The organism is Lactobacillus crispatus (assembly GCF_018987235.1).
Lineage (GTDB): Bacteria > Bacillota > Bacilli > Lactobacillales > Lactobacillaceae > Lactobacillus > Lactobacillus crispatus.
Map to the genome: position 1 here is coordinate 1,099,149 of NZ_CP072197.1, position 12,877 is coordinate 1,112,025.

General features: G+C 33.9%; 10 protein-coding genes. 2 read left to right on the forward strand and 8 right to left on the reverse strand.

All coding sequences use genetic code 11. The features are described 5' to 3' along the window. Positions 1-6: 6 nt before the first annotated feature. Positions 7-1,233: a protein NO VEIN domain-containing protein gene (locus J6L97_RS05345; RefSeq protein ID WP_057726700.1), complete on the reverse strand. Its 1,227-nt coding sequence runs from the start codon at positions 1,231-1,233 to the stop codon at positions 7-9. A 22-nt stretch (positions 1,234-1,255) separates the two neighbouring features. Beyond that, a complete protein-coding gene (locus tag J6L97_RS05350) occupies positions 1,256-2,173 on the reverse strand; it encodes a restriction endonuclease (RefSeq protein WP_057726699.1) in 918 nt (305 codons plus the stop codon). Between the two features lie 328 nt (positions 2,174-2,501). On the opposite strand from J6L97_RS05350, the gene J6L97_RS05360 reads away from it, so the two are divergent. Both J6L97_RS05360 and J6L97_RS05365 read left to right on the forward strand, forming a co-directional pair. Next, positions 2,502-3,305: a restriction endonuclease subunit S gene (locus tag J6L97_RS05360; RefSeq protein WP_263974522.1), complete on the forward strand. Its 804-nt coding sequence runs from the start codon at positions 2,502-2,504 to the stop codon at positions 3,303-3,305. A gap of 148 nt (positions 3,306-3,453) precedes the next feature. Further along, entirely contained in the window at positions 3,454-4,632 is a 1,179-nt protein-coding gene (locus J6L97_RS05365) for an IS256 family transposase (protein ID WP_005728142.1), read from the forward strand. Between the two features lie 92 nt (positions 4,633-4,724). Here the strand turns inward: J6L97_RS05365 and J6L97_RS05370 are convergent, their stop codons facing one another. From J6L97_RS05370 to J6L97_RS05390, 6 genes are all read right to left on the reverse strand, one after another. Further along, positions 4,725-5,657: a site-specific integrase gene (locus J6L97_RS05370; protein ID WP_057727079.1), complete on the reverse strand. Its 933-nt coding sequence runs from the start codon at positions 5,655-5,657 to the stop codon at positions 4,725-4,727. A gap of 262 nt (positions 5,658-5,919) precedes the next feature. Continuing rightward, complete coding sequence (locus J6L97_RS05375) at positions 5,920-6,954, reverse strand: IS30 family transposase (RefSeq protein WP_123811765.1); 1,035 nt, start codon at positions 6,952-6,954, stop codon at positions 5,920-5,922. Between the two features lie 37 nt (positions 6,955-6,991). After that, complete coding sequence (locus J6L97_RS11100) at positions 6,992-7,804, reverse strand: restriction endonuclease subunit S (RefSeq protein WP_318780433.1); 813 nt, start codon at positions 7,802-7,804, stop codon at positions 6,992-6,994. Beyond that, the gene (locus J6L97_RS11105; protein ID WP_225907793.1) at positions 7,738-8,046 is read right to left on the reverse strand and encodes a restriction endonuclease subunit S domain-containing protein; all 309 of its coding nucleotides are present in this window, start codon (positions 8,044-8,046) and stop codon (positions 7,738-7,740) included. Before J6L97_RS11105 ends, J6L97_RS11100 begins: the two co-directional genes overlap by 67 nt. Further along, positions 8,039-9,676 (reverse strand): type I restriction-modification system subunit M, encoded by a 1,638-nt coding sequence (locus tag J6L97_RS05385; protein WP_023488766.1) that lies wholly within the window; start codon positions 9,674-9,676, stop codon positions 8,039-8,041. Before J6L97_RS05385 ends, J6L97_RS11105 begins: the two co-directional genes overlap by 8 nt. A 9-nt stretch (positions 9,677-9,685) precedes the next feature. Next, on the reverse strand, positions 9,686-12,784 hold the full coding sequence (locus tag J6L97_RS05390; protein ID WP_057727052.1) for a type I restriction endonuclease subunit R: 3,099 nt from the start codon (positions 12,782-12,784) through the stop codon (positions 9,686-9,688). Positions 12,785-12,877: the final 93 nt, after the last annotated feature.

Below are 12,877 nucleotides of genomic sequence, written 5' to 3' on the forward strand. Positions count from 1 at the left end.
CCATGGTTACATATCTTTGACTCTAATATTAACTTTGTATTTAATGGGTTCAATTTGTACTAAATCATCCTTAAATGGATTTTTGATTTTATAAATAGTCGGTTGATTATCAATACTAAAAACATAGTAGATCCAATAATTAGTCAATTTCAATGCATGTTGTCTTTCATTTTCTGTCAGAACAAAATGAAATTTATCACTAGGCTGAGCATTGGTACTTTTGACTTCTATTTGACGCTCAGTACCATCTTTGTCATAAGATAGAATATCGTATCCAATTGCATCAGATTCTTGAGATTGCCATTTTATTCGTCTTTGTAAATCAGGATGATTACTCAGCCTTTTTCTCTCATATTCAAGTACTTGTTTTTCTCCAGTATATCCAATAACAATGTTTGTCTTTTGTTTCTGAACGTAGTCTATTTTTGAAATACCTTGACTATATTTTTTTACTTTTCGAGAGTTAAATTTTACAGCTTGCTTTTCATAAACAATTGGCTCTTTAATGATTGTTTTATTATCTATATCGGGAGTTAATAACTGGTACTTTTCCTGTATCTGTTCCTTGTTTTCCTTACCTAGAGCAAAAGCTTGCGGAAACAAATGGTATAAATAATTACCAAACTTAATATTATTCCAGTTCTGCATAGCTTTATCTTCAGATTTTAAATCTAAGAGTAATTTTTGTTTTTCAAATCTAGTAAGATTCTTAGATACATCGTCTTCATAAAATTGATATGTAAAAAAGTTTAGCATTCTATCTGAAAAAATATTGAGATATTTATCAGGGTAATATACAGATAAAATCTTCATCTTTACCATTGTTGCTAAGGGATGCTTTTGGATAGCCTCTTCATCTCCTGCCTTTCCTAATTCGATTAGGTCTGCAATTGCATTTCTTAGCTTATCAAAAGAAAACTTTAAATTCGGATTATTCTGAGGTATTCGCCAAACCTTATTTATAAGATACTTGTGTTTTTCTTGACTGTAATAAATTCCAAATTTTGAAGCAGTTGCGCCTTTAATACTGCCTAAACCAATTAGCTCTCTTTCTAAACGATTACAAAAAGTATCTTTTTTACCCTTTCCCTCACAATAATCATCTAATGTCATTTGGTTTCTAATGTATTCAACAGGATAAGAATTAACAAAGTTTTCTCTTAAGTCCTCTAAAATTTGATCATTTGAAGTATATGTATCTAATTTATAATCAAATTCACTTAGTTTGCGCATAATCTTTTGCTTTCTAATACAATTAATTTTCTTCTCTAAAAAAATCTTCTAGTTTATAAACAGTGACCGGCTTTACATATAACTCGTATTTGGTCACTAGATCAATTAACTTATCTCCGTCAATTAGAGTTATCACTCTGGTTCCGGCTCTCGAGGCTTTGATAGCATCCCTAGTAAACGTCGAAGTAGTAATAAAAATACCAAATTCTGCTCGAAACTTATCCATTGCACCTCTGAATTTATCAATTTCAGGAGACGAAACTGAGTTATTTGTTGACCAACGTTTAGCTTGACTGGCAACACGAGAAGTTCTAAAGTCATCGGTTGTTATATAGCCATATCCGTCTAATCCGCCATCACCAGTTAACTTAGTTCCAACATTCTCATCTATATCTACTTTCATTCTTTTAACTAAAGCACGACAGAATAATTCAAATTTTGCTGGCGAGAGGTTCATCAACGCACTTAAAATTTCACTTCGCCAACTCTCTTCGTCATCTGAATCTTCATCTGTTTTGGCCACTACCTCTTCATTATTACTAGTATCATTTATACTTTGATTTTCCTTACTCTTGTCTTTCCATAAAGGCACTGATATTTTATATACTTGTTCACTTAATTCTGTCCCATTTCCTTCAAATTCTCTACCCTTTTCAGTTAACTTTACGATTCCAGTTTTAGGTCGTTTTAGCATTTCAGCTAAGATTAAATTTGCAATAGCAAAATTAAAACTAAAGTTAAAAGGTAAATATTTTGAACCTTTTCTAGAAGTCTTAAAATCAGTTAATGTATTTTCTGGAATACTTGAGTCATTAGCAACCACAGATCGTTTCAAATCCTTAGTAGTTGATTGCCCACCTAATTTCTTAAGTTCGGTTAATATGGGAAGCATTAAATAAGCTTCTTGTTCATGCCTAGTTAACTCATTATATTTCTTCATCACTTTACTCTTTTCGTTTATGTTAATAACCCAAGTATAGCAAAATTCTCTAAGTTATTTGTCTCATTTTCGATTGGGCGCAACGTAAGTTGAGAAATATATTGATTGTGAATTCTGGTAAAGACTATAAAGAATTAAATAAAGGTAATGTACCTGTATACGGGACTGGTGGATATATGATGATATCCGTAGATCACGCACTTAGTCACAAAGATGCTGTAGGTATAGGAAGAAAAGGTAGCATAAATAAACCCCAATACTTAAAGGCTCCATTCTGGACCGTGGATACACTGTTTTTACTACGAAAGAAAACAATAATTTAGAGTTTATTTATTCCTTGTCTCAAACCATAAATTGGAAAAAATACGATGAGTCTACAGGATTACCAAGTCTATCTAAGAATACAATCAACAACATTTCAATAAAGACCCCTTCATATTTTGAGCAAAAAAAAATAGGTAAAATAATTTCACAAATAGATACTTTACTATCACTTCAGCAACGAAAAGCTAAACAATTAAAGCTGTTGAAAAAAGCGATGCTTCAAGATTTATTTACTGATAAGAATGTTCCTAAATTACGATTTAATGGCTTTGATGCAAATTGGATACAGTGTAAATTAGAAAAAGAAGCATTGCTTACTATGGGACAATCTCCTTCCGGATCTACATATTCTGATCAACCTTCTACTTATATTTTAGTTCAAGGGAATGCCGATCTTAAAAATGGATGGGTAAAGCCAAGGATTTGGACTACTCAAATTACTAAACTGGCTAAAAAAGGAGATATAATAATTACTGTACGTGCTCCTGCAGGAAAAGTTGGAAGAACAAATTTTGATGTGGTTTTAGGACGTGGTGTAGCATCAATACAGGGAAATGATTTTATTTTTTATTTGCTATCTAAAATGGATATGAATAAATATTGGAAGAAGTATGCTGCAGGATCAACCTTTGAGTCAATAAACTCTAATGATATAAAAAATACTAGGGTACACGTACCGAATCTGCCCGAGCAAAATCGAATTGCTAATTTATTTTTACGTTTGGATGATCTTATACGTTTTCAGCAAAATAAATTAAATAATTTACAAAAAAACAAACAATTTTTACTTCAAAATATGTTTATATAGCACAAAAGGGCATCTTGGAGACTGTAAAATAGTTTGTGTAAGGATGAATGATTCCTTAAATTTATTTCTTTAAACATTAGAAAAAGGAGTTCCTTTCTCGTATGATTGGTTTGAACAAAAAAACACATACAGAAAGAAGAACTCCTTCATGAATGATTTTACCAAAGATTTTGCTCAAGCTCTATTCAATCCAGACAAAATAAATGATTTATTGCGCAAAGAGCTACAACAGGCTGTTAATAACTTGCTAGAAGCTGAGTTGACTGCCTTTCTAGGCTATGATCCCTATGCCAGAAATGGCTGGAATACTGGCAATTCTAGAAATGGTGCTTATTTCCGCAAGGTTGATACCCAGTTTGGACCAATTGAAGTGCAAGTGCCTCGAGACCGCAACGGTCAGTTTCATCAGCACACGCTGCCTGACTACAAGCAGCACTCTGATGTTTTGGAAAGCACGATTATCAAGCTATACTCCAAAGGCGTAACTACCAGAGAAATCGCTGACTTGATTGAGAAAATGTATGGCAGTCATTATAGTCCAGCTCAAGTATCAAATATTTCCAAGCAGATGCTCCCCAAGATTGAGGCTTATCACAAGCGCAAGCTAAGCGACAAGTTTTTCTGTGTCTATTTGGATGCGACATACCTTCCTTTGCGCCGAGAAACGTTTGAGCGTGAAGCAGTATATATTGCCATTGGCATTAAACCTAATGGACATAAGGAAGTCATTGACTACTGCATTGCTCCTAGTGAGAACATTGAAGTTTGGACAGAGATGCTTCAAAACATGAAGTCCAGAGGCTTGAAGCAAGTTGAGCTTTTTCTTTCTGATGGTGTTGTTGGCATGAAAACAGCCTTGGCCAGGACTTATCCTAAAGCTCATTTTCAACGCTGCCTGGTTCATGTCATGCGCAATATCTGCGCTAAAGTACGCGTCGACGATCGTGAAAAGATCATGAACGAATTCAAGCAGATACATCAACAGACAAGCAAAAAAGAAGCTGCAGCTGTCTTGCACAAATTCTATGCCAAATGGAATAAAGCTTATAGCCATGTCATCAAAGGTTTGAAGGAAATTGAGCCCGATCTGCTAGTCTTCTACAATTATCCCAAACAAATCAGAGCTTCAATTTATTCAACCAATATGATTGAATCCTTTAACAACGTCATCAAGCGTAAAGCTAAGCCTAAGGCAGAATTTCCAACTGAACAGTCGCTTGATGCATTTATTGGCATCCAGGCAATGAGCTACAATGACCGTTATTTCAATCGAATTCATAAAGGCTTTGGTCAGGTTCAGGACACCTTAGAATCCTACTTTGATTAAATAAATAATTAAAAAATCAATTTACGAGAAAGATCTATTTACACAAAAGATTTGACAGTTTCGCATCTTGTATAAATGCCCTTTTGTTTCATTTATAATTGCGACAAGTGATGCAAGATTTTATCATTATCCTTATTTTCAAGTTCACGAATAATATGAATGTACGTTTCTTGTGTGGTTGCAGTATTGCTATGTCCTAATCTTTTGGCAACACTTGCAATAGAAACTCCTTCATATAAGAGCAATGAAGCATGTGTATGTCTTAACCCATGAATTGAAATTACTGGTATATCTAGTTCTTTACAATATGATGCCAGTTTTTGATTTAAAGTAGAATTGTAAATTCTCTGTTTTTTATCAAAAAAGATTAACTGCTCTTCTGCTTTATCATTGATCAATGATCTAAACTGTTGCATTAACTGCCAATCTACCATGACTGTTCTATTAGATGATTCATTTTTAGTTGGTTGGAAATACCCAATCTTTTCTTTATAATTCCAAGATTTACTGATAATGATCCTTTGCTTTTCAAAATCAAAATCTTTAGGCGTTAAAGCTAATGCCTCTGCAAAACGTAATCCAGTCTTAGCAATGAGTAAGAAGAACCAATCCCAATTAATTTCAGAGCCTAAATCCAAGGATCTGATTAATTTCTGTAGATCAAATAAATTTAAGTATTTGATCTTCTTTTTACTTGGTGGGCATCCCTTAATTATTGCTCTTCGAGTAGGATCACTTTTCAATAGACCATCATCAACCGCATCAAAAAGACTAGCTTTTAAATGGTGATGAAAATCTAACACGGTTGTCTTTTCATGATCTTGAGCATACAAATTTAAAATCTGTTGATAGCTACGGCGATCAAGTTCATGCATATGCAAGTTAGGAACAAGTTCCTTCAATTTTCTTTGCACTAAATAATATTTATTTAGTGTAACTGGACGAACAGCATTATCTTTGTAGATGTGAATCCAGTCAAGGTAATATTTGTAAAACAATTTAGTACTATACTTTTTCCGTGACATAGAAAAACCTCCTTAAATATTAAGTCACGTACTTAATTGTTTAGGGAGGTTTAATTTTTGCAAGATTTTAGATAAACATATTTTGGAGTAGGAACTGCTTTACTTTAGTTAATATTTTTATTTTTCGTTTAGAAAATTCAAGTTGGTCATCTAACCCTTTTAATAAATGACTTATCTTTTTCATTTCACATGAATTAGGAACAGCTATTTTTTGTTTTAAAAAATCTTTTCCTGAATTGTCAAATTAAGTGCAACAGTTAGGCTATGAGGAAATATATTGCTTGAAGAGTTCTTCTGCTGTGTGATATTGAAGGATTCGACGATGTTTGCGGTTAATGGCATCAGTTGCCTGTTGAACATAAGCAGCTGACTTATCTTTCATGCTTTTGCCTTTAGGGAAGAATTGACGCAGAAGTCCATTGCAGTTCTCATTGGTGCCTCTTTCCCATGGAGAATATGGGTGGGCGAAGTAGATCTGGCAGCCTTTGATCTTGGTCATATCCGCAAACTCAGAGCCATTGTCAAACGTGATCGATTTAAACCAGGCAGGATGTCTGTCAATCTCATTTTGAAGCAGCCTTTGGCATGTGCTTGCCCGATAGTCAGGAATCTTGATAACTACTTCAAAGCGTGTGGTTCTTTCGGTCAAAGTCATTAAAGCAGGCTGATTCTTGCGTCTGACGCCTTTAACCAGATCTCCTTCCCAGTGCAGCGGCGTTTTTCTGTCTTCAATCTCTTTAGGACGCTGTTCAATGGAATTGCCAAGATTCTTCTTGTGCAAAGCATGACCGCTCTGGCCGTGATGACGCTTGTTCCTGCGTCTTTTGAGCTTCATAGGCAGATCAATATTGCTTATGTCCAGCAAGCCCTGATCAATATAGCGATAGACAGTTGGTGTGCTGGGACAAGGGTAGCCTGGCATAGTCCTTTTGAATTCACCAACGAATTCATCGATGCTGGTGGCATCAAATTTAGCTTTGAAGCGTCTGGAGAGCATTCTCAAAAAGACAGCATAATGCTTCAATGGATTGCGCTGATAGCAGTTTTTGCGACGCTTCTCATAATAAAGCTGTGCAGTATCAGCGTAATAGTGCTCATACAATAAATAGCTGCTGTCTCTTTGCAGGACGCTTCCGCGTTTGATTTCGCGACTGATTGTCGACTTATGGCAGCCGACTTCTTGAGCGATAACAGTACGGGAAGTTATGCCGGAATCCAGCATTGCTTGAATTTGTCCACGTTGTACGCTGGTTAATTGATGATAGTGCTTAGAAATGCTAGAATTTGAATTGGTCATGAAGATCTTCCTTTCTTGATTTTTCGTCACTTCAAGTTTAGGTCTTCATGGCCTTTTTGTTTAACACTTGGTGTTGCACTTCAATTTTAAATCCGGGTAAAAAATCTTTTGTAGAAAGATTATTCATCATAGTAGCTTTAGTTGTGGATTTTACCAATACATATTTCATAATATGCTCATTGTGAATAGCATACTTCCAATAATTCAGATTTTCTTTATTTAAAGGTGTAAAAACATCAAAAACGTGAGAGACAATCCCATCACCTATATTATTTTGAACAAATCGACCGTGTGAAAATCCTTCACTTCGATTTCCCTCAAAAGCAATGTCTCCTTTTTTAAAAACATTATATGTTTTTAGATAATCTTTAGAAGAATTTTGTGATTCATGTTTAAAATACATTTTTGCAACAGAAATAATCTTGTCTTCACCATATGTTAAATCATTCTTTTCTTTAGATTTTTTATATAGTTTGTTAAAGGAAACAATACTCCAATCTTTATTAAATTCTCTATGTCTAATTATGGGTATTTTAGTCCCATATTCTGGATAAATATTATAGTAAATTGCTTGTTGTATTTGTTTTAAGAGTTTTTCTTTTCGTTGCTGAAGTGATAGTAAAGTATCTATTTGTGAAATTATTTTACCTATTTTTTTTTGCTCAAAATATGAAGGGGTCTTTATTGAAATGTTGTTGATTGTATTCTTAGATAGACTTGGTAATCCTGTAGACTCATCGTATTTTTTCCAATTTATGGTTTGAGACAAGGAATAAATAAACTCTAAATTATTGTTTTCTTTCGTAGTAAAAACAGTGTATCCACGGTCCAGAATGGAGCCTTTAAGTATTGGGGTTTATTTATGCTACCTTTTCTTCCTATACCTACAGCATCTTTGTGACTAAGTGCGTGATCTACGGATATCATCATATATCCACCAGTCCCGTATACAGGTACATTACCTTTATTTAATTCTTTATAGTCTTTACCAGAATTCACAATCAATATATTTCTCAACTTACGTTGCGCCCAATCATCATTGAACCCTTTAAAACGTAGAGCTGGCACACGTTTATCATCAATTTTAGTCATGATTTTCCTCCTTTAACTCCTTGATAATTGCATTCAAGCCATCCATGATATCGTCATCATCAGATGTTAAATCCTTAAGCATCCCTACCAACTCTTTTTGAGTTTTCTCAATTTCAATGTTAGTTTCATGTAGATCAGCTGCAACTTCTTTCAAATCTACAGGCGGCTCAGGAACAAAAGTATCGACATATCTTGGAATATTTAAATTGAAATCATTTTCCTTGATTTCATCAAATGAAGCCACATGAGCATAACGTTCAACATCTTTACGAGCCTTATAAGTTTCAATTATCTTATCAATATCTTCATCCCTTAAGATATTTTGGTTCTTTCCCTTTTCAAATCCCTTAGAAGCATCAATAAACAAAATATCCTTATTAGTTTTATTTTTCTTTAAAACCAAAATAACAGTAGGAATCCCAGTTGAATAAAACAAACCAGCTGGCATACCAATAATTGCATCAATCTGATTTTTCTTAAGTAGAGTTTCACGAATTTTACCTTCTTTAGCCCCTCTAAAAAGTACACCATGAGGTAAAACAATAGCCATAGTTCCATTCTGATCCAAGTGATATAAACCATGAAGTAAGAATGCATAATCGGCTTTAGTTTTAGGAGCTAAACCGTAATCTTTAAATCGTGGATCTTTAAGTTTCCGATCATTGTTATCCCATCTTTGTGAATATGGTGGGTTAGCAACGACTACGTCAAAATTAAGTGGATGTTCAACTCCTTGTGCATCAGTTTCACTAGGCCAATCCTCTTCTAATGTATCTGCATTTCTTAACTTCATTCTGTTATAGGGAACATTATGCATCATAAGATTCATACGAGCTAAATTGTAAGTAGTCGTATTTAATTCCTGACCATAATACAAAATTCGCTTATAATTCTTAATTTCATCTTTAACAGTTAAGAGCAAAGATCCACTCCCACATGTAAAATCATAAACAGAAGGTTTAATGCTATTTTGATCAAAAGAAACTGTTGCAAATTTAGCTAACAACTTTGAAACTTCATGGGGAGTGTAAAATTCACCGGCTTTTTTTCCAGAATTACTTGCAAATTCTTTAATCAAATACTCGTATATTCTACCTAGAATATCTTTTCCATTTTCATCCTTGTACTCAATCTGATCTACCAAATTTACAATCTCAGTCAAAGCTTTAGCTCTAGCCGTGGTTGTACCACCTAATCTAGAATTATTTAAATTCATGTCTGCAAAAATATTACTAAAGTCGCTTTTAGAGTTAGTATTCAGCTTTAAATTAGTATCAAAGCTATCTAACATTCTCTGAAAAGTGTCCGGCTTAATGGTACTATTGTTCACTTCATTGACAATAGATTTCCAAGTATATTCTGGTCCAATAACATATCCATTAACGCTAGCAATATATGCTAATAAGTCATTTCCATCCTTCTCAGAAGCTGCTTTCCTATACTCTTCATTAATATCTTCGGACTTAGTATCTGTTAGTAGCTTTTTTAAATACTGTTCTTGATTTTCAGAAAGATATCTATAGAACATGAAACCTAGAATATAATTTCTGTACTCTGAAGCATCCATGTTCCCCCTCAATCTATTAGCCATATCCCATATTTTATTTGTTATTTCTCTTGCCTTATCCATTTTAACTCCTTAATACTTGTTCGTTATTTCATCAGCAAACTTGTTAATACTGTCGCTTAAACTTCTAAGATATTTAAATTTACCTAATTCACGTATTTCTTCATCCTCGGCATCAGTTTTATAAACTAATGAAGCTTCTCTAATAATGGCATCTAAATCACCATCAATATTCAAATCATCTGCACCTTGTACGTGATTGTAAATAATTGCATTAACCTTTTGACTGTCTGGAATATCTACAAGTCCCCATTTACGCTTATATGTCAAAATATCTTCACGCATTGAAGTATTGGCATATCTCTCCAGCAATTCATCAATGTCATCTTGTCTTACTGGGTATGATTTAGCCTTTACATCATTGTTAAAGATGCTATCAACGAATTTACTAATCTGTTCGGCTTTCTTTCGATCATCCATCCGATCAGACAATTCTTTGATCTTTTTAACAGTCTTTTTGGCCTTTTCTTCTTGCTCTTCATGTTTTTGATTCATCAATTCTGCAATCAATTGTTTCAGGTATGTATATGAAACTTTTATTTCCTTAACATGCTCCATACTTAAGTCAATTGCAGTAAAATCAATGTTCTTCCGTTTAGCAATCTTTTTCTTCAATTTAATAGCTAAAGTAGTTGTCAAAATCTCTTCTTGCTGTTGAGATAAGCCGATTTCCTTAAGCAGTTTCTCAGGATGTTTTTCATCATATTCATCATCTTGCTTGGCCATTGCCATCAGATGATTATATTGCCTTAGATCCTTTAACATTTGGTCCTGTCTATCAGCTTCTAAGTCCTGAGGAACTCTAGTAAAGTTATCAGTAGTATCACTTAGAGTACTTACTACCTTTCTCAATTCTTTCTTCACTTCACTAAATGGGGGTGAAATTACAGTAGGTATATCACCCCCTAGGTCTTGCTGTTCATTTGCAGAATCTTTAGAGCCATATTCAGCTAGAGCTTTTTTCATCAACTTCTCGCTTTGAACGGGCCAACGATAGTTTACAACCCTACCAAAAGGCTTAGTTTGCATATCATAAACTCGATTAGTTCGAGAATATGCCTGAATTAACGAAGCGCCTTGAAGCGTACGATCAACATATAACGTGTTAAGTTGAGGAGCATCAAATCCCGTTAATAACTGATCAACTACAATTACAAGATCTAAATAATTTCCATCATAGATCGTGCGATTCAGGCGTGATACTAATTGTTCGGTATATTCCTTAACATCCTTTAATCCAAAGTTAGTGCCAAATTGAACATTATAGTCATGAATTGCTTCCACAAGTGAGTCATTATTATCCAATTGATTGTCACCATTAGAATTATCCATACTAAAGGTAATTCCAATCTTCAATGGTTTATCACGCAACTGATTTTGCTTTTTAAATTCTCGATAAAACATCATCGCCATCGGAGTAGATGGTTTCATTCCTCCAACGTGCGTAGTAAATAATGCATTATATTCCCCATTTCGAGAACGTTTATCCCAATTTTTTAGGACGTCTTTAACAACTAATTCTACGTGCTTCTGATTATTGTCATAAACACTGGGTTCAATCATGTCGTCCATATCTTCAGGCTTAAGGTTATTAATTCTATCCTGAATTTGTTTATCAGTATATTTAGGATATCTAGCTTTAAAGTAAGCAGGCAAATATTGTTTTTTTAGAACTTCATCGGATAAGGTTGTCTCAAAATCGACCTTAAATCCTAAAACATTATTATCTCTAATTGCATCTACAATAGTATATGCATGAATTAAATCACCAAATATTTCCCTAGTGGTTGAATGTCCATCAAACACTGGTGTACCTGTATATCCAACCCAAGCCGATTTTGGAAAGGCTGTTTTGATACTTTGTAACATATCACCGGAAGTTGATCTATGAGCTTCATCAACAATAAACAAAATATGCTTTTTGGCAATATTACTAATATCTTGTTTATCTTTAACCAGAGCTGCCATTTTTTGTAGAGAAGTTACAATGATTCCATTACCTTTAGATCTAATTTTTCTAGACAAAACCCATCTATTAGATGCATCAGTAACTACACCGCCGCTACCATTTTCAGCTTTTTCAGGATCATAAGCACTATACTCATCAACTGTCTGATTAGTAAGAGCCACTCTATCAACTAAAAATACAACTTTATCAACATTAGGTAATCGTGAAGCCAGCCATGCAGTCTTAAATGAAGAAATAGTTTTGCCCGAACCAGTTGCATGCCAAACATAACCAATCCCTTGAGGATCAATGTCAAAATTATGTTGACGCACTTTATCAATAATTGAGCTTGCTGCATAAACCTGATATGGTCGCATAACTTTAATCATCTGGCGTTTAGGCGTACCATCCAAAATTATGTAGTTGGTTGCCATTTGATGTGCCATTGGAATTGAAAGCATACTTGAAGTAAATTCTTGCCAATCGTATACAGGAGAATTATCTTTTTTACGTTGCCACTGAAATGCAAAAGTTTTATTAAAGGCTTCATCAGTAGTTCTAGCCATATATCTTATGTCGTGTGGCGTCATTGCAACTAAAATTTGTAAAGTGGAAAAAATGTCACCGTATTGTTGTTCATGAATATATTTGTGCATCTGATTTAATGCTTCATCAGAATCATGATAATCAGCTTTTTCTTCGATTTGAATAATTGGTAATCCATTAATGAGTAAAGTAGTATCGAATCTGCAAGACCTAAATCCAGGAATTACTGCTGGTCTTTCAATTTGATTAACAACTTGATACCGAGTATTTCCTGCACCAATTTGTGATTGATCAAATACCGTAAGATATACATGTTTTCCAGAATCTAGATCAACTTCAACTTGAGAAACACCATTAAGTCCATATAAAAATTGCCCTGCTTCATATGGTGTTTTCAAATTGGAAATAATACGTTTCACTTGAGCAAATTCTTCATCTGACAACGGCTCTTCCAATTTATCAGAATTATTTTCTTCAAGAATCTTTTTGAAATTTTGCCATAATTGTTCAGTTGTCTTTATTGAAGGTTCATATTTCCACTGCTTAACTCCACCTAAAGTCTCCAATTTATGAATTAACTTATTCTCAAATTCTAATTCTGCCTTTTCTATAGCCATTTCACTTCTCCTAATATTGATATCTATTTACTATTTTATAAAATTTTCGTTGTGAAGGAAGGAAAATTTCATAAAAGCAAGAAAAAAGAGATT